The organism is Arenimonas daejeonensis, from assembly GCF_007993735.1.
Classification (GTDB): domain Bacteria; phylum Pseudomonadota; class Gammaproteobacteria; order Xanthomonadales; family Xanthomonadaceae; genus Arenimonas; species Arenimonas daejeonensis.
Genome location: NZ_CP042453.1, coordinates 2,689,125 through 2,707,100 on the forward strand (window position 1 = coordinate 2,689,125; position 17,976 = coordinate 2,707,100).

Sequence of the window (17,976 nt, forward strand, 5' to 3'; positions counted from 1 at the left end):
TTTCGACCGATCTAGCCTATCCGTAGTTTCGCGACGGAAGGCAAACCATGCACCCCCTACTCGCTGCATACAGTCTCGCCGGTGGCGAAGCCCCGAGTCTGGGCGAGACGCTAGGCGTCTCGACCGCCACAGCAAGTTCGTGGCTTCGCGGCTCCGAAGACGAGGTGCCGGACAAGTTTCTTGCCCGTATCGAGGCCGCCGCCGCGGCCCAAGTAAATCTCCGCCTCGCCGAGCTGCGCGACGAAGCCGCGGGTGATGCCGACCCTTTCCGGAAGCGCGCTTGGCGCAACTGCATTCGCGATCTCGACCGGGCTCACTGGCTGATCTACGGCATATCGCTCTTCGAGTTCTACCTACGGGTCTTTCTCAACCTTGCGCGGACGGAGGCCGACGACCATGGACCTCTCTGAGCAACAGTTCGCGATCCTTCTGGCGGAAATTCGCCAAGCTCGCCCGAACGCGGTCATGGACACCGACGAGGCGGCGGGCTACCTCCGCATGTCGCCACAGAACCTGGAGCTACTCCGTCTCAACGGCGGCGGTCCGATGTTCGCGAAGCTCGGCCGGCTAGTCCGTTACCGCAGGGTCTCGCTCGACCGCTGGCTCGCCGACAACGAACGCGCCAATACTGCCGGAGGCAAGTGATGCGTCCGATAGCGCATGAGCCTTCGTTGGACAACGCATCCCTTGTCGCAATGGTCCTCCGCCTGCCCGTGGACGAAGTGTTCCCACACGGCGCCGAAACCACCGAGGAGGCAGACGCGCATTTCGTCGAGACTGTAGTCGGCAAGGTTGACGACCTGACCAAGCGCCTGCCTGAAGAGGACGACGGTAGCGAGGCCTTTTCCATGTACCGCCAGCGCCTCGCCCTGTGCGCCGACATTCTGGCCGGGCGGGTTATTGTCCCGCGGCGCCACTGGTTGAGCGTGGCCGAGAAGTTCGGACGCGGAATCTACTTGAGCCCCAAGGCCCACCTCAGCCGCAGGAACTCGCGCGATGATCGCTGACTTCCTGCGCGACCTTCGCCCTCAAGGGCCGTGGGTGCTAATGGCGATTCACCCAGACAAGAAGCGCGCCAATGACCACAGCCCAATCACCGCGAAGACCCTCGCCACGCTCGAAGAGGCTGAGCACTGGGCGCGGGACGTAGGCAGAACCCACTCCGTCTACTACCACCTCAATCCCCTGCGCGGCGACGCCGAGGCCAACAAGAAGGCCAGCCGGACCGACGTCGCGTGCGTCGAGTACCTCCACGTCGATATTGACCCGGTCCCGGTGGAGCCGTCCAAGGGCGAGAGCGCCGATGAATTCAAGGCTCGCGCGAACGAAGCGCGCGACGCGGAGCGCGCCCGCATCCTCGCGGCAATCCGGGCCTACCCGAAGCCGCCGACCTTCGTCGTAGACAGCGGAAATGGCTACCAGTGCGGCTGGCGCATTCGCCCAAGTGACGCGGCAGAGCTGGACGGAACCGAGGAGCGCGCGGACCTGCTGAGCCGCTACAACGTCCAGATCGCCAACGAGCTAGGTGGCGACCATACGCAGGACGTGTCCCGCATTCTTCGGCTTCCCGGGTGCGTGAACCGCGTCGATGCCAAGAAGCGCGCGAAGGGTCGCGAGGATCGCCCCGCCGTGCTGGTAGAGTTCCACCCCGAGCGCGCCTTCGATCTGAGCGAGTTTCAGCCCGCGCCCACACGGACGGTCGCGAGCAAGCCCAAAGTATCCCGTTCAGAGGCCGAGCCGGCCGCTTGTGTCAGTACCGGCGACCTAGCGCGTTGGGCTGAAGAAGCGGGACGGAAACTAGACGACAAGACGCTGGCACTGATCGCGACCGGCGACGCCTCGGAGTACGGCGGCGACCGCTCGCGCATGGTCCATCGCGTCGCCCTCGATCTTGTCCGCGCCGAAGTACCCGACGCCCTGATCCTGGGCGCTCTCCTCGACAAGCAAAACCCAGTTTCTGCACATATCTACGATCAGAAGGGAAACAAGGTTTCCTACGCGCGGCGCCAGCTTGATCGCGCGCGCGAAAAGGTCACCGCCGAGGCCTTGGAGCGCGCGGTCACCAACTATTCGGATGGGGACTACACCCCGCAGTGGAATCCAATAAACAAAGTGGGCGTGCCGGTTCGGAGCTTCCACAACACGGTGGAGGCGCTTCAAACCTTTGGGTTGAGTTTCTCCTATGACGTTTTCCGCGATCAGCGCGTCATCGGCGGCCACCGCCTGCAAGCCTATGCCGGCAGCCTGACCGACGGCGCCGAAGTCATCCTCCGCCGCGAAGTGCGCGGGCGCTTTGGGTTCGATCCCGGCAAAGAAGCGCTGCACGACGCCATTGCGGAACTCTGCGAGGTTCGCCGCTGCGACTCGCTGCATGACCACTTGAGCGCGCTGCCCGAATGGGACGGCGAGCCGCGCAACGACCGCTGGCTCATCGACTTCTGCGGCGCCGAGGACAGCGCATTTGTTCGCGCCGTCGGGGCCGCGTGGCTCCTCGCGGCCGTCGTGCGCGCCTTCGAGCCGGGCGCCAAGTTCGACTACATGCTGATCCTTGTCGGCGAACAGGGCATGAAGAAGTCGATGGCACTGGAAGTCATAGCGGGCGGCAAAGACTTCTTTTCCGATGCTGCTTTGCTGGGCGCGCGCGACGGCCGCGAGGTGCTTGAGCTGTCGGGCGGCGTCTGGATTCAGGAATGCGCCGAACTCGACGGCATCACGAAGAAGGATGTTTCCGCTCTGAAGGCCCTAATCACCCGGACGCACGACAAGGCGCGGCGGGCTTTCGGTCGGACGACCTGTGACGTACCCCGGCGCTTCGTTCTCGCTGGAACGACCAATGAGAGGCGTTTCCTGCAGGACCCGACCGGCAACCGGCGCTTCTGGCCCGTGGATGTGACGCGGATCGATCTCGACGGGCTGGCCGCGGCGCGCGACCAACTGCTGGCTGAGGCTTTGGCGCGCTATCGCGGCGGCGACCGTCAATTGTGGCTCCAAGGCGAGGCTGCAGCACAAGCCAAGCGCATCCAAGGCGAGCGCGTCGTGGTGGACGAAAGCTACTTCGAGCTGTTGGAGTTCATCAGGGCCAGCGGGGAGATCAACGGGGAGCGCTTCGTGACCAACGCGCGCGTCTATCGGCGGCTGGGGCTCGACGCCGGGCGGCGCGCTGGTAACGTGGCCCACCGTGTCCGGGCGGTCATGGCGGCACTGGGCTGGAAAGCGGCGCCAAACGCGATCACGGTCGATGGCATTAAGCAACGCATCTACATTTGGTGCGGCGAGGGCGAGCCGCCAGAGATCGAAGCGGACCCGCCATTCTGATGCCCGGACCTCGGGCGCCGGAACGATGCTATGGGGTTTCCATCGTTCCCACCTAAGTGCATGAGCCGAGAGCGGAAATAAGCACTCCGGAACGACGGACGATGGATTTCCGATTGGCTGCAAACGGCGTTAGGGGAGACGCCCAGGAACGAGGAGCAGGGATCGTCCTGCCCTCCCTCCTGCTTCCTTCCTGCTACTTATAAATTCCATCGTTCTATCGTTCCTAGAACAGAAGCGGACCAGAAAACGTGGTCGGCTGGGGGAACGATGGGCATCGTTTCGCATCGTTCCGCATCGTTCCGGCCCGGCTTCTCCTCCCTCTGGGCGGCAGGCACAATGGCGCATCAGCTTCGGGAGTCTGGCCATGGTCCGAGTGACGTTCGTTAATGGTGTCGTCCGCACTTATCGCGACGATGAAGTGATCGAGATCGAGAACTATCCGCCGCGCGACACGCCAAAGGCCGGCTGGTTCCGCACCCGGGAGTACCCGCCCGAGTACCGCCGATGCACGGCGCTTCGGATCAACGTGCTCTCGGAAGGCCATTGCGTGAACCTCAGCCAAGGGCTCGTAGAGGTTGCGAAGATCGAGCGACTCCCCAACGAGTGAAAGGCAGCGCACCGCCGCCCACATACAAGACCCACTCAATCTGAAATCGGGTTCGGAAATTGCCGTTTTCCGTCCACGAATTTGAGTTCTACAAGTTCCTCGATCTCTTCCCCTGATGAGGGTCGATTTCGGATTGGACCCCGGCCTATACTCGGCCGTCTCACGCACCGATGAGACGGAGGGTGAGCTATGCGGATCAGGCATTTGACGGGCGAAGAGGGGGCCAAGGCATCGGCCGCGCTGGAAGCCTCCTTCGAGGAGACCAAGGAGCGGCTACGGGACGCCGGGGCGACCTCCTTCGAGGCGGTCTACATCGACGACGACGGGGAAGCCCGGAGCGCCGTCCGGGGCGACGACGATGAGTAGGGTGGCGCTCTACGTCCGGGTCTCCACGAACAAGGACCAGACCGTGCAGAACCAGCTGCTGGTCCTGCGCGATTGGGCCGCCGCCCACGGCCACCAGATCGTGGCCGAGTTCTGCGACGACGGCATCAGCGGGGCCAAGGGCAAGGACAAACGGCCGGGACTCGCCGCCCTCGCCCTCGCCGCTGGGCGACGGGAGGTGGACCTCATCGCCATTACCGCGCTGGATCGGCTGGGCCGGAGCCTCAATCACCTGGTCCAGTTCGTGGCCGAGCTGGAAGCCCTCCGCGTCGGCCTGTTCGTCCGCAACCTCGCCCTTGATACCTCCACCCCGGCCGGCCGGCTGATGTTCAACGTGATCGGATCGCTGGCCGAGTTCGAGCGCGAGCTGATCCGGGAACGCACGCTAATGGGCCTAGAACGTGCGAGGCGGCAGGGAAAGAAGCTAGGCAGGCCGAGGGTGGCCCCGGCGACCGAGCGCCGCATAAGCGCACTCCTCGAAGCAGGGACCCCGGCGAACAGGGTCGCCCGCATGACCTGTACGGGCAATGCCGCCGTCTACCGAATCAAGAGGGAGCTGGAAGCATGTCCGCTGCCGACCTGACCGAGCAGGCGCTCGCCTCGGTCCGCCTGCTGGCGCAGGAGGGATGCCGGGAACACACCATCCGCCGCGCGCTGGGGCTGACCGTGGCGCAATGGAAGGCCCTGAAGACCGAGGCCGAGGACGGGGAGCTGTCTCCACTGGCGCTCGCCTTGGAGGAAGGCCGGGCCGAGGGAGCTGGCGACGTGATCGCCTTCATGAAGGTCCGCATGAAGGAGGGCTCCGAGCGCGCGGCCGAATTCTTGGCGGATCGCGTGTTCCAGCTCAACCGCGGCGACGGCAACGTCGAGGTGCCGCGCGTCTCGATCTTCATCAATGCCGCGCTGACGCCGGACGACTACGCCCGGGTGATCGATATCCAGCGGGGGCATTGACCCATGAAGGTTGAAATCCGGCCGACGCCGTACCAGTCGCAGGTCCTGTCCGTTCCCGAGGACCACTTCGTGTTCTTGGGCGGGGGCCGTGGTGGCGGCAAGTCCATGGCGCTGCAATTCCTGATCCTTCGGCACTGCGACCAATACACGACGCGCGCGAAGGTCCTCGTGACCCGGCGGCGGCTGAAGTCCCTGATCCAGTTCGCCGAGGAAATGCGCGCCCTGCTCCGCTCGGCCTATGGACGGGAGGTCGCCTACAACCAGAACGATTCCGTGTTCCGGCTCCCCAACGGCGCGACGATCCAGCTCACCCACGTTGAGTCCCCGTCCGCCCTTTCCGACGTCGCCCAAGGCATGAGCTTTACGCTGATCGCCGTGGACGAAGCCGGCGAAGGTCCGAGCATGGAAGTAATCGACCAGCTCGGCCTTTCGCTCCGCGGCGGCGGCGGGGTGCCGTTGCGCGTGATCTTGGCCGGCAACCCGGGCGGGGCCAACCATTCCGCACTCGCCGAGCGGTACGTGACCGCGCGCGAGCCGTGGGCGCCGTTCGAGTTCGCTGGGAATACGTGGGTCTACGCCCCATCCACCGTCGACGACAACCCGCATTTACCAACGGCATACCGCAAGAACTTCGAGGTACTCCGCCATACGGACCCCGCGATCTACCGCGCCATGCGCTTGGGCGATTGGTCCGCGCTGGTGGGCGATTACTTCCAAGGAATATGGAGCGCCGAGCGGATGGTCATTGACCATCACGACGTTCCGCCGGAGTGTTTCTCGACGCTGAAGCTCTCCATCGACTGGGGTAGCGCCGCTCCAATGGCCGCGGTCCTTGCTGGGCAGCTCGCGTTCGACATTCGGCTTCCGGATGATCGCGTCCTGCCGAAGGGCGCATGGGTGATCTACGACGAACACGCGGAGATAGATCCAAGAAATCTGGCTCGCGGCACCGGACGGACGCCGGGCCAGATTGCCCCCGCCCTCCATGCCATGGCTGGGCGGAACCGTTGTCGCGCACGCGGCGTGATCGACTCGGCCGCGGAGGCACGAACCGCCGGCCGGCTAGAAGCGTCGATCTCTGACCTGTTCCGGGCGGCGGGCATTCGCGTCACGCCCGCAAAGAAGGGCGCGCGCGTCCCACGTTTTGAGCATCTAAAGCAGCTCATGGTCAACGGCGAATTCTTCGTCGCCAGTCGTTGCCGCTACTGGCTGGCGACCGTGCCGAGCCTGCCGCGGGATTCCCGCATCCCCGAGGACGTGGACACGAAGGCCAACGACCACTTCCTCGACGCGACGAGCTACGCGATCGCGGGCGAGGCCCAAGGCCGGGTTCGCGTCACCGCGTTTGGCGCTTCGCAGCGAGAACCAAATATAACGAAAGTGATTCGAGTCTAGCGGGCACCAGCCAAGTGTCGGTAACCACTTCTCTGATATGAGACGATCCATCCGCGGGACGTCACGGAAATTGTCTTTCTCCGGTTGTCCGTCTCGTCTACTTCGCTGTCAATCAGTTTCGCTTCCTCGAGAGATCGCAAATGGGGGCGCATAGCTTGATTGCTTTCAAAGCCGTAGTCCGCAAACTCCCCCGGAGAGGTAAACCCTCCAGCCTTGGCCAACTGATCAAAAACCGTCCAGGCCCTTGGCTTCACATCTTTGGTGTCTGCCGCGGCCTTGTCCGCCACTTCCGACATCCATATCTCCAACAGCTCGTACTTGTCATCTGAACTCAAATCCTTCGACGCCCGGTCAAAAAGCCACATTGAGAAGTCTTCGCTGTACTTCATCGCGTTTCTAAGGTTTGAGTTCCCAACCAAATACAGATGATTGAATCCTCTCGCCTCGACTGGCACCAACGTTTCACCAGAAGTGGCAAAGCTCTCTAACCTAGCCGCGATCAGCGGTTCGATGTACTTGTTCGCTACCGGACTGACGTCAAGCGGCTCAGAAATAACACCTTGCAGCCGCTGCGATGAGGCTACACTTCGTGCAATTCCCCGCGCACCACAGAGAACCCATTTCAGGCCACGCAGGTTCAGTACGTCGTCACGCAGCGCCTCGATTAACTCGCGCGCGGCACGCGAAGTGTTGAGCAGCTCAAGGTTGTCTATGACGCAAACGAAAGCACCATCTTTGGCTTTCGGGAAGGTCTTCGATAGCCAGTCACTGACCATCGCAATGAAGCCCTCCTCCGAAAAGCCGGAGGAGGTGTTCGGGGAAGACCCACCGGATGCAGAACCGCCGAAACCCGCTATCGTCACTCCGCCGCCCTCAGTCACGAATAGCGGAGAGTTCAACCATTGCCTAACCTCGTCAACATCCGGCGCAAACTTGCCCCGACTGCGCAACATCTGCTCGTGCTCGATATAGCATTGCGCGATCTTGAACAACACTTCCTTTTTGAAAGTTCTAGGCTTCGTCTCACCAGTTAGCTGGAAAGGCGGATCCACCAGAATGAGTGCCTGCTCCGTCTCCTTGTTAAAGAATTCGAGCTGAAGCGTGTACGTGCTAACAGCCACCAAGCTCGTCTTTCCTACGCCGTTGGGACCCTCAATAGTTGGATGCGTATCCGCTGACCGCAGGTAGCGACCTAGCCACCTCAACTCATCGTCGCGGCCAACAAGCAAACGGACACCATCGTCGCTCGCCGTTATAGGGCGGGGACTATAGGGATTTTCAGAAAATCCATAGAACTCCCAAACGTTCATAGTCTTCTCGCCTTCCAGACTGCCCCTTATTCTGCGGAAGATAGCAGATACAAAAAGCTTTTCTTTATTTCGGTCCAACCGGCCAGCTATGGTCCTCGCGACACTCAGGAATAGCCCTGACGATACTCGCCGAGGACCAGCCCATGGCCGCCGTTGATTTCAGCACTATCCCCACCGATGTTCCCCTTACCGTCGAGAACATCAACCGCCTCGCGGATCGCGCCGCGGAACTCGCCACGGCCTTCGCGAATCGCATCGGGAACATCCAGCAGCAGGTCGGAGAGGCACGCGAGCGCTATAGCCGCGAGGCCGATGAGATCGTCAACGAAACCGAACCGGCCAACCGCAATGTTGCCCGCCAGTTCGCGAAGCAGCAGGCCGCGATGCGCCTCATCAAGTTCAAGACCAACATCGAGGTTTCGAGCCGCGCCCAGCGGGAGGAGATTCTTCGCCCGCTGGCAAGGCTTGCCGAGGACGCGAAGTTCCTTCTCAGCCTCTGCCACTCCCCCGCCCAGATGCTCGGTCGCGTTGCCTTGGGCGAAACCAAGCGCACCCAGTACCAGCTGCAGCTGGAGGGCGCCGGCCCGGTCGAGCTGGAAACCGCGGCGATCACCGCGATTGCCACGGAGGATGTCGTCCTTTGCGCCGCAATCGTGACCGTGATCGACCGGCGCCCCACGAATCGCCGGCCGTTTACCGCCTCCGCCTTTGCGGAGCGTGCCTACGGGGCGATCCATCGCCAGGTACACGCGAAGCTGCAAGGGGTGATCCTCGCCGAGAAGACGGCCCGCGCCGCCAACGCCGAGTTCATCCGCGGCCGGGCAGACCCGATCATGAACCTGTCGAACCAGCTCGCCGCCCGGGCAATCGCGGAAGCATCCGCCTAGTCGAACTCGGGGCCTCGGTTCGTGGGTGCATCACGCAAGCTGCGCCCTGACGCGAACAGAGGCCCCGACCTAGCCGACGCGCCCGCCTCCCGCCAAGCGGAGGCCTCTAGGCAGGCGATTCGCGCCAAGTGGGCCGATCCTGCCTTCCGGGAGCGAATCTCGGCCCAGATGAAGGCCCGCTGGCAGGACACGGCCTATCGAGAGAACGCGGGCAGCTTCCGGCGGGACGAGCGCACCTACTACTGGCAGCGCGTGTCCTCCGGGCAGATCGTGTCCCGGACGAAGCTCGAAATGCGCCAGCAGTTCGGGCTCAAGTCCCCCGCCCTTGACGACCTCGTGGCTGGGCGCATCCAGACGTCCCGGGGTGGCGAATCGCGCCCAGCGTCCTGCTGAGCGGCGGCCCAAGATGGGTGTTTCCCTAGCCCAAAGGCGCTTCGTCCGCTCCAGCCCGTCCGACCCACAGGAGGGATCGTTTACGACGTCACCGGCCCGGGGCAACGGAGCCGGGCATTCTCACGGAATGAGAATGCATGGAGGCGTCTAGGTAAACTCGGTCTAGACCGGAAACGTTTAGACGCCTAATCTGAATACGCTCCTTTGTTACATAAGTTGTTGATTGTTAATGACACATAGTCAGCCGTTCTATGTGTTTCGCACATATAACATTCTTTTAACATCTTTTTGCGCGAGAGCGCTTGCATTCTCGTCTTCGTCCTGTCATTCTGTGTGCCACTCGCGCCACCACCGGCCGGGGAAGGACCCATATGAACGAGAAGATCGCGAAGCCGCCTTACATCACCTACAAGACCTGGCAGTGGCTCATCGGTGAGCTGCGCACCCATGACGTCCTCCCGGGTGCGATTGACCGTGGCTATCTGAAAAAGCGGTCGGGCTCGGAGCAGTCGGGCCTGATTGCGGCGCTGAAGTGGTTCGGCATGATTGATGACTCCGGCGCTCCGACGCAGCTTTTGCGCGACTACATCGTTGCGGACGAGATCAAAGCCGCCGCGATGTTCAAGAAGATGGTCGAGCAGTCCTACAGCGCAGTCACCGACGGCTCCTTCGCGCTGGGAAGCGCGACGACCAACATGCTCGCGGACAAGTTCCGCGAGTTTGAGATCAGTGGTTCGACGCTGACGAAGTCGATCAGCTTCTTCCTGTCGGCAGCGAAGGACGCGGGCATCAAGGTCAGCCCTCATGCGAAGGCGCCGCCGGCTCCCAGCAATGGCGGTACGAAGCGAAAGACCAAGACTCCGACGCCGCTTCAGCAGACAGCGCCCCGCTGGCGCCCGACCATCACGCGCACGGCAAGCCCAAGCCGCCGCGGGAAGGAATGGTTGCGATCCCGATCCCCATCTTCGGGGGACAGGACGGCGTCATCTACTTGCCCGACCAGATGTCGGCTAAGCAGTGGGAGAACGTCATCAAGATGACGGAGTTCATCCTGCAGAACTACCGCGACACGATGGCCGAGGAGTCGGTTCCGACTGTCAACAAGGAGGAGCCGGGATGAGGAGAGCAGCTGGCTACTCGCGTAAAACCGCCGCCGCGAGTGGCCGAGAAAAAGAAACGCCCCAACCCAAGTCCCCGTCTACTAAACAGGCTTGAGTTGAGGCGCGAGGCGGACAACGGCAAGGCAGTGAGGGCGTCCCTCTGCCGATACCGAGGCCCTTGATACGGCAAAGAGTATACCTCTTTGAACTCTGGTATTCCATATCGCCCTCCTCATACCGACTTGAGGAGGACTTATGTCCGGTGCCAAGACGGTGCATGTTTGCGCGTACAGCCGGTTCCGAAAGGGCCGTCTGGAATACGTCTGCAAGCATATGCGCAGCCCGCCGGGCTGAGCAGCACCCGGGAGCGCCCTTCGGGGCGCCTCCCGTCACTGGCATCACAGTCCCCTCGGGTAATGGAGGCAACATGACTTCTTCGACCGAGGAAGAGAAGGACGTTGCGCAGTGGATGCTTGAGCAATACCGGCGATCCAATCGCCTGGTTCAGGCAACCGCGGCGCGCGGCATTCGAGCCACCTTCGGCGAACAGCACGTCTACAAGAACCGCCAGCACAATTGGGGGATCAACAAGGGCATCCTTGAGGAATTCCGCAAGCTGACGCCTGACGACGTGGTGTGGAGCCGGAGTTCACAAACGTGGCGGCAACGTCGCGAAACCGATCCGCCTGACAAGCGGATGGTCCGCTAACAAAAAGGCCGCCCTTTCGGGGCGGCCTTTCTGGGTCTACTGGTGCCGGAAATAGGAATCGAACCTACGACCTCATCATTACGAATGACGCGCTCTACCAACTGAGCTATTCCGGCGAAGCCTTATTATAGCCTTACTAGGGCCGTTCTCACGAGCCGGGAATCCACGAATTCATGGGGCTTCGGTCAGGAGACCTTAATCTTACGAATGCGCCGCTCTACCAACTGAGCTATTCCGGCGGAAGGCGCGGATTCTAGGCTTCCAGGGCCAGCCGGGTCAATTTACCAGGCTGATCCGCAGTTCCTTGGGCAGGGCAAACACCACGTCCTCGGGCTTGCCCTCCAGGTGCTCGACCACGCCGGCGCCCAGGTCACGCAGGCGGGCGATGACCCCTTGCACCAGCACTTCGGGCGCCGAGGCGCCGGCCGTGACGCCGACCCGGCGTGCGCCGGCCACCCAGGCCGGATCGATGTGCTCGGCACCGTCGATCAGGTAGGCGCGGGCGCCCTGCTTCTCGGCCAGCTCGCGCAGGCGGTTGGAGTTGGAACTGTTCACCGAGCCGACCACCAGCACCAGGTCGCACTGCTCGGCCAGCAGGCGCACCGCGTCCTGGCGGTTCTGGGTGGCGTAGCAGATGTCGTCGTGTTTCGGGCCCTGGATGGCCGGGAACCGGTCCTGCAGGGCGGCGATGATTTCACGGGTGTCGTCCACGCTCAGCGTGGTCTGGGTCGTGTAGGCCAACTGCTCGGGCTGGTTCACCGCCAGCGTCGCCACGCCGCCCACGTCCTCGACCAGGTAGATCCGGCCTTCGCCGAATTCCTTCTTCCACTGGCCCATGGTGCCTTCCACCTCGGGGTGCCCGGCGTGGCCGATCAGGATCACGTCGCGGCCGGCGCGGCAATGGCGCGCGACCTCGATGTGCACCTTGGTCACCAGCGGACAGGTGGCGTCGAACACTTTCAGGCCGCGGCGCTCGGCTTCGGCACGCACGGCCTGGGAGACACCATGGGCGCTGAAGATGACGGTGGCACCGGCGGGAACCTCGTCGAGCTCCTCGACGAAGATCGCGCCACGCTGGCGCAGGTCCTCGACCACGAAGCGGTTGTGCACCACTTCATGGCGCACGTAGATGGGCGCGCCCAGCGATTCGATGGCGCGCTTGACGATCTCGATGGCGCGGTCGACACCGGCGCAGAAACCGCGGGGATTGGCGAGCAGGACGTCCATGGCGCGGATTATCCGCCCTTTTCCGCCCCGCCCGGGGCCTTGAAGCTGAACAGGACCAGCAGCACGGCGCCGACCACGATGGCCGAGTCGGCCACGTTGAAGGCCGGCCAGTGGTAGCTGCCGGCGTACCAGTCCACGAAGTCCACGACGTAGCCGTAGCGCACCCGGTCCACCAGGTTGCCCAGGGCACCGGCGATCACCAGCGCGAACGGCAGGGCCGTGCGCCAGTCCGAACGCGACGTGCGTGCCAGCATCACCGCCAGCACCCCGCTGATGACCACCGCCAGCGTGCTGAAGAACCAGCGCTGCCAGCCGCCGGCATCGGACAGGAAGCTGAAGGCGGCACCGTAGTTGTGCACCAGGGTCCAGTTCCAGAAGCCGTCGATGACCGGCACGGGCTGGCGATAGACCAGACTGGCCGTCGCCCAGGCCTTGGACCACTGGTCCGCGACGATCAGCAGTGCCGACAGTCCCAGCCAGGACAGCGCGTTCGGCTTGGGCAGTGACATCAGAACCACCGCCGGGTTTCGCCGGCGCCGTTGACGTTCTCGACGCAGCGGCCGCACAGCTCGGGATCCCCGGCATGGCTGCCGACGTCGGCGCGGTAGTGCCAGCAGCGCACGCACTTGCCGTAAGTGGTGGACACCGCATGCACCCAGGGGCCGGCACCGGCCTCGGGTTTGGCCGCCACCGGCTTGAGTTCCAGGCGCGAGGTGATGAAGAAGAAGCGCAGCTCGTCGGCCACCGGCGCGAACCGCGCCAGCGTCGCTTCGTCGGCGTAGATGTCCACCTCGGCCTCGAGCGAGGCGCCGATGGCGCCATCGGCGCGCATGGGCTCCAGCACCTTGCTCACCGCCTCGCGCAGCTCGAGAAGGCGATCGAAGTCCGCGGCCGACAGCGCGGCAGCGGCCGGCAGCGGCGCCAGGCCGTCGTACCAGGTCGCCAGCAGTACATGGCTTTCGCGCGTACCCGGCAGGTGCTGCCAGATCTCGTCGGCGGTGAAGCTCAGCACCGGCGCCACCCAGCGTGCGAAGGCCTCGGCGATGCGGTACATCGCACTCTGGGCCGAACGCCGGCCGTGGCTGTCCGCCTTCATCGTGTACAGGCGGTCCTTGGTCACGTCCAGGTACAGCGAGCCCAGGTCGTTGGTGCAGAAGTTCTGCACCCTGGCGACCACGGCGGCGAAGTCGTAGCGCTCGTAGGCGGCCTTGATTTCTTCCTGCAGCGAGTGGGCGCGGTGCACGGCCCACTGATCGAGCAGCAGCAGCCGGTCGTTCGGCAGCAGGTGCACGGACGGGTCGAAGCCATGCAGGTTGCCCAGCAGGAACCGCGCAGTGTTGCGGATGCGGCGGTAGGCGTCGGCGCTGCGCTTGAGGATCTCGTCGGACACCGACATCTCGTTGCGGTAGTCGGTGCCGGCCACCCAGAGGCGCAGCACGTCGGCACCCAGCGAGTCGTTGACCTTCTGCGGCTCGACCACGTTGCCGACCGACTTGGACATCTTGCGGCCCTGCGCGTCCACGGTGAACCCGTGCGTCAGCACCTGGCGATACGGCGCCGCCCCATCCATCGCGATGCCGGTCAGCAGCGAGCTCTGGAACCAGCCGCGGTGCTGGTCGGAACCTTCGAGGTAGAGGTCGGCCGGCTTGCGCAGGCCGTCGCCCGCGCGCGCCGCCAGCACGCCTTCGTGGGTGACGCCGGAGTCGAACCAGACGTCCAGGATGTCGGTGATCTTGTGGTAGTCGCCCGCTTCCGCGCCCAGAAGTTCCGCCGCATCGAGCTTGAACCAGGCGTCGGCGCCCTGCTCCGCCACGCGGTCGGCCACCGCACGCATCAGTTCCATCGAACGCGGATGCGGCTCGCCGCTGACGTTGTGCACGAACAGCGCGATCGGCACACCCCAGGTGCGCTGGCGGCTGATGCACCAGTCCGGGCGGCCCTCGACCATGCCGGCGATACGCGCCTCGCCCCAGTCGGGCACGAATCCGACCTGCCCGATCGCGGCCAGCGCGTCACGACGCAGGTTCGCCTGCTCCATCGAGATGAACCACTGCGGCGTGGCCCGGAAGGCCACCGGCGACTTGTGCCGCCAGCAGTGCGGATAACTGTGGTTGATCTCACCGCTGGACAGCAGCACACCGCGCTCGCGCAGCAGCTCGACGATGGTCTTGTTCGCCTTCCAGATGAACTGGCCCTCGAAGATCGGCGTGCCCGGCAGGTACACGCCGTTGCCGCCGACCGGATTGAGCTCGGGCGTGGAGTATTTCTCCATCAAGCCGTACTTCAGGCCGACCTGGTAGTCCTCCTGGCCATGGCCGGGCGCGGTGTGCACGGCGCCGGTGCCGGCATCGGTAGTGACGTGATCGCCCAGGATGACCGGGATTTCGCGCTCGTAGAACGGGTGCTTCAGGAGCACGCCTTCGAGCTCGGCGCCCTTCACCGTGCCGCCCTTCTTGGCGTAGTGCGGCAGGCCGTTACCGTCGGTGGCCTCCAGGCCGTAACGCTTGGCGGCCTCGTGGAACAGCGGCTCGGCGATCATAAAGGTACTGGTGCCTGCCCGCGCGCTCGGGGCCGACCATCAGCACGTAGTCGACCTCGGGACCGAGCGTGACCGCCAGCGAGGCGGGCAGCGTCCAGGGGCGTGGTGGTCCAGATCGGCACGCCGACGATGGCGTCGCCGGAATCCACGCCGAACTTCGCCGCCAGCGCCTTCGGGTCGAAGGCGTCGTAGGCCACGTCCACCATCGGCGAAGTCTTGTCGGCGTATTCGATCTCGGCCTCGGCCAGGGCCGAGCCGCAGTCGAAGCACCAGTGCACCGGCTTCACGCCGCGCGTCAGGTGCCCGCGCTCGACGATCTTCGCCAGCGCCCGCAGCATGTCCGCCTCGAAGGCGAAGTCCATGGTGCGGTACGGGTTGTCCCAATCGCCCAGCACGCCGAGGCGCTGGAAATCCTTCGACTGCCCGGCGATCTGCTCGGCGGCGTACTCGCGGCACTTGGCCCGGAAGCCGGCGGCGTCGAGCTTGTCGCCGACCTTTCCGAACTTCTTCTCCACCACCAGCTCGATCGGCAGGCCGTGGCAGTCCCAGCCCGGCACGTAGGGCGCGTCGAAGCCGGAGAGCAGCTTTGACTTCACCACCATGTCCTTGAGGATCTTGTTGACCGCATGGCCGATGTGGATCGAGCCGTTGGCGTAGGGCGGGCCGTCGTGCAGCACGAACAGCGGGCGTTTTTCCGCCTTCGCCTTCGCGCGCACCTGGGCGTACAGCCCCTGCTTCTGCCACCCGGCCAGCATGCCCGGCTCCCGCTTGGGCAGGTCGCCGCGCATCGGGAACGCCGTCTCCGGCAGGCTGATGGTGTGCTTGTAGTCCTTGCCGCCGTTCTCGGTCACGCCAACGCTCCGCGTTCTTCCAGGTCGTGGCGCAAAACGCGCCGGGCTTGCGCCGCATCCAGGTCCATCTGCCGGACCAGGGCGGGCAAATCGTCAAACTTCACTTCGTCGCGCAGCCTGGCGACGAACTCCACTTCGATGCGGCGCCCGTACAGGTCGCCATCGAAGTCGAACACATGCGCCTCGAGCAGCGGCTCCACACCCAGCACCGTCGGGCGCGTGCCCAGGCTGGAGACACTGGCCATCGGCTCGGCGCCGATGCCATGCACCCAAGTAGCGTAGATGCCCGACAGCGCGGGCCGCTTGCCCGCCAGCCTGAGGTTGGCCGTAGGGTAGCCGAGCTTGCGGCCCAGTTGCCGGCCACGCACGACTTTGCCGGCGATCGCGTAGCGCCGGCCCAGGGCGCGGGCCGCGCCGTCGAGGTCGCCGGCGGCCAGGGCCTGGCGGATCGCCGTGCTCGAATACCGTCCGCCCTCGCCGTCCACCGGCGCGATCGCGTCGGCGCTGAAACCCGATTTCGCGCCGAGTGCCTGCAGCAGGGCCAGGTCGCCCCGACGGCCGTTGCCGAAGCGGAAATCCGGTCCGACCCAGACCTCACGCGCCGACAGCCGGCGCACCAGCACCCGGTCGACAAAGTCCTCTGCGCTCATCGCCGCCATCGCCGCGTTGAAACGCAGCAGGCCGACCATGTCCATGCCCAACCCGCACAGGCCCTCGAACTTTGCGCGCGGCAGCAGCAGGCGAGGCGGTGGCTGGTCACGGGCGAAAAATTCGCGCGGCAGTGGCTCGAAACTCAGGGCCACCGCAGCGCGGCCGGCAGTGCGCGCACGCTCGCGCACGCGGTCGACCAGTGCCCGATGCCCCAGATGGAGGCCGTCGAAGGCGCCGATGCAAACCACGCTGCCCTGCGGGCAAAGTGATTCGCCCTCGACGTCCCGGAACAGCCTGCTCATGCCGAAATTATAGCCGGGCTCAGAGCCCGCGCAGTTCGCGCGGCCGCCAGCCGCAGGCCATCAGGGCCAGTCCGTAGGCGCCGGCACCGGCCGCGACCACGGCCAGCAGCCAGCCCCAGCGGGCCATGCCCGACCAGGCACGCCAGTCTCCGATCGCATGGGCCGACATCAGCACCACCCCGGTCATCACCAGCGCCGCCACGCCGATGCGCAGCAGGTGCCGACCCCAGCCGGGCGCGAGCACGAAACCGCCGTCGCGGCGCAAGGCCCGCCACAGCAGCCAGGCATTGGCCAGGCCGGCCAGGCCGGTGGCCAGGGCGATGCCCGCGTGCGCGCCGGACACGCCGCCCAGCCACAGCGGCGTCACCAAGGGCGGCAGTGAGTGCGATGTTGAGGAACACCGTGACCACCGCCGCGCGCATCGGCGTCCGGGTGTCCTGGCGGGCGTAGAAGGCCGACAACAGCACCTTGCTGGCCATGAAGCCGGGAATGCCCAGGCTCATCGCCATCAGGCTCAGGCCGGTCATGCGGGCGTCGCCGGCATCGAATTCGCCGCGCTCGAAGATCGTCACCACCATCGGTTCGGCCAGCAGGGCCAGGCCCAGCGCCGCCGGCACCGCCAGCAGCAGCACGGTGCGCAGGCCCCAGTCCAGGGCCGCGGCATACCCTTCGGCGTCGGTGTCGGCGTGGCGGCGCGAAAGGTGGGGCAGGATGACGGTGGCCAGGGCCACGCCGAACAGGCCCAGCGGGAACTCGATCAGGCGGTCGGAGTAATACAGCCAGCTCTGGCTGCCGTCGATCAACAGCGACGCGAACATGGTGCCGACGATCAGGTTCAGCTGCGCCACCGACGACGAAAACAGCGTGGGCAGCATCAGCCGGCCGACCCGGAGCACGCCCGAATGCCTGAAATCCAGGCGCAGGCGCGGCCGCAGGCCCAACCGGCCCATCGCCGGCCACAACAGCACCAGTTGCATCACGCCCGCGGCCAGCACACCCCAGGCCAGGGCGCTGATCGGCACCGCCAGCAGCGGCGACAGCCACAGCATCGCCGCGATCACCGCCAGGTTGTGCAGCACCGGCGTCACCGCCGGCAGGGCGAAGCGCTGGAAGCTGTTGAGCACCGCGCCTGCCAGCGCCGTCATGGACACCGGGGCCAGGTAGGGAAAACGATGCGCAGCAGGTCGGAGGTGAGCTTGAACTTGGCGGGGTCGTCGAGCGTGCCGGGCGCGATCAGGGCCACCACGGCCGGCGCGGCCAGCATGCCCAGCCCGCTGACCACCAGCACCACCGCGCACAGGGCGCCGGCGACGTGGTGGGAAGTCCTTCAGCGCCGCCGGGTCGTTCTTCTG

The 17,976-nt window shown here is 65.0% G+C and carries 17 protein-coding genes, 1 tRNA gene and 2 pseudogenes; 13 read left to right on the plus strand and 7 right to left on the minus strand.

All coding sequences use genetic code 11. From position 1 onward, the window contains the following. The first annotated feature begins 47 nt into the window (after positions 1-47). From FRZ33_RS13220 to FRZ33_RS13255, 9 genes are all read left to right on the plus strand, one after another. On the plus strand, positions 48-410 hold the full coding sequence (locus FRZ33_RS13220; protein WP_146910169.1) for a hypothetical protein: 363 nt from the start codon (positions 48-50) through the stop codon (positions 408-410). Further along, on the plus strand, positions 397-645 hold the full coding sequence (locus FRZ33_RS13225; protein ID WP_174754971.1) for a helix-turn-helix domain-containing protein: 249 nt from the start codon (positions 397-399) through the stop codon (positions 643-645). Before FRZ33_RS13220 ends, FRZ33_RS13225 begins: the two co-directional genes overlap by 14 nt. 68 nt (positions 646-713) lie before the next feature. Then, complete coding sequence (locus FRZ33_RS13230) at positions 714-1,007, plus strand: hypothetical protein (protein ID WP_146910171.1); 294 nt, start codon at positions 714-716, stop codon at positions 1,005-1,007. Then, on the plus strand, positions 997-3,315 hold the full coding sequence (locus tag FRZ33_RS13235; RefSeq protein ID WP_146910173.1) for a virulence-associated E family protein: 2,319 nt from the start codon (positions 997-999) through the stop codon (positions 3,313-3,315). The genes FRZ33_RS13230 and FRZ33_RS13235 overlap by 11 nt, the downstream gene beginning before the upstream one ends. A 364-nt stretch (positions 3,316-3,679) precedes the next feature. After that, entirely contained in the window at positions 3,680-3,922 is a 243-nt protein-coding gene (locus FRZ33_RS13240; RefSeq protein ID WP_146910174.1) for a hypothetical protein, read from the plus strand. A gap of 189 nt (positions 3,923-4,111) precedes the next feature. Beyond that, positions 4,112-4,288, plus strand: a complete 177-nt coding sequence (locus FRZ33_RS15295; RefSeq protein ID WP_227977895.1) for a hypothetical protein — start codon at positions 4,112-4,114, stop codon at positions 4,286-4,288. A 1-nt stretch (position 4,289) separates the two neighbouring features. Then, on the plus strand, positions 4,290-4,889 hold the full coding sequence (locus FRZ33_RS13245; protein ID WP_227977897.1) for a recombinase family protein: 600 nt from the start codon (positions 4,290-4,292) through the stop codon (positions 4,887-4,889). Further along, complete coding sequence (locus FRZ33_RS13250) at positions 4,871-5,260, plus strand: hypothetical protein (protein ID WP_174754973.1); 390 nt, start codon at positions 4,871-4,873, stop codon at positions 5,258-5,260. The genes FRZ33_RS13245 and FRZ33_RS13250 overlap by 19 nt, the downstream gene beginning before the upstream one ends. Before the next feature lie 3 nt (positions 5,261-5,263). After that, positions 5,264-6,655, plus strand: coding sequence for a phage terminase large subunit (locus tag FRZ33_RS13255; protein WP_146910178.1), 1,392 nt, complete (start codon positions 5,264-5,266; stop codon positions 6,653-6,655). Here FRZ33_RS13255 and FRZ33_RS13260 read toward each other — a convergent pair. Beyond that, on the minus strand, positions 6,652-8,043 hold the full coding sequence (locus tag FRZ33_RS13260) for a helix-turn-helix domain-containing protein (protein WP_146910179.1): 1,392 nt from the start codon (positions 8,041-8,043) through the stop codon (positions 6,652-6,654). The genes FRZ33_RS13255 and FRZ33_RS13260 overlap by 4 nt on opposite strands. 65 nt (positions 8,044-8,108) lie before the next feature. Between FRZ33_RS13260 and FRZ33_RS13265 the strand changes: the two genes are divergently transcribed. The 4 genes from FRZ33_RS13265 (at position 8,109) to FRZ33_RS13280 (ending at position 11,054) form a co-directional block, all read left to right on the plus strand. After that, the gene (locus FRZ33_RS13265; RefSeq protein ID WP_146910181.1) at positions 8,109-8,852 is read left to right on the plus strand and encodes a hypothetical protein; all 744 of its coding nucleotides are present in this window, start codon (positions 8,109-8,111) and stop codon (positions 8,850-8,852) included. 168 nt (positions 8,853-9,020) lie between these two features. Continuing rightward, a complete protein-coding gene (locus FRZ33_RS13270) occupies positions 9,021-9,245 on the plus strand; it encodes a hypothetical protein (protein ID WP_146910182.1) in 225 nt (74 codons plus the stop codon). Positions 9,246-9,616: 371 nt separating this feature from the next. After that, complete coding sequence (locus FRZ33_RS13275) at positions 9,617-10,285, plus strand: DUF5343 domain-containing protein (RefSeq protein ID WP_146910184.1); 669 nt, start codon at positions 9,617-9,619, stop codon at positions 10,283-10,285. 487 nt (positions 10,286-10,772) lie between these two features. Then, positions 10,773-11,054: a DUF6953 family protein gene (locus FRZ33_RS13280; RefSeq protein ID WP_146910186.1), complete on the plus strand. Its 282-nt coding sequence runs from the start codon at positions 10,773-10,775 to the stop codon at positions 11,052-11,054. Positions 11,055-11,094: 40 nt separating this feature from the next. On the opposite strand, the gene FRZ33_RS13285 is transcribed toward FRZ33_RS13280, so the two are convergent. The 6 genes and pseudogenes from FRZ33_RS13285 to murJ all read right to left on the minus strand — a co-directional run bounded on the left by FRZ33_RS13285 (position 11,095) and on the right by murJ (position 17,888). Continuing rightward, positions 11,095-11,170 (minus strand) — tRNA-Thr (locus tag FRZ33_RS13285). A gap of 160 nt (positions 11,171-11,330) precedes the next feature. Next, entirely contained in the window at positions 11,331-12,281 is a 951-nt protein-coding gene (gene ispH, locus FRZ33_RS13290; RefSeq protein ID WP_146910188.1) for a 4-hydroxy-3-methylbut-2-enyl diphosphate reductase, read from the minus strand. Positions 12,282-12,289: 8 nt separating this feature from the next. Beyond that, positions 12,290-12,793, minus strand: coding sequence for a signal peptidase II (gene lspA, locus FRZ33_RS13295; protein WP_146910655.1), 504 nt, complete (start codon positions 12,791-12,793; stop codon positions 12,290-12,292). Next, positions 12,790-15,608 (minus strand): annotated as a pseudogene (gene ileS, locus FRZ33_RS13300) (isoleucine--tRNA ligase). Before ileS ends, lspA begins: the two are co-directional and overlap by 4 nt. 59 nt (positions 15,609-15,667) lie before the next feature. Further along, positions 15,668-16,624 (minus strand): bifunctional riboflavin kinase/FAD synthetase, encoded by a 957-nt coding sequence (locus FRZ33_RS13305; RefSeq protein WP_146910190.1) that lies wholly within the window; start codon positions 16,622-16,624, stop codon positions 15,668-15,670. Then, positions 16,621-17,888, minus strand: a pseudogene (gene murJ / locus FRZ33_RS17360) (murein biosynthesis integral membrane protein MurJ). The gene FRZ33_RS13305 and the pseudogene murJ overlap by 4 nt, the downstream one beginning before the upstream one ends. Positions 17,889-17,976: the final 88 nt, after the last annotated feature.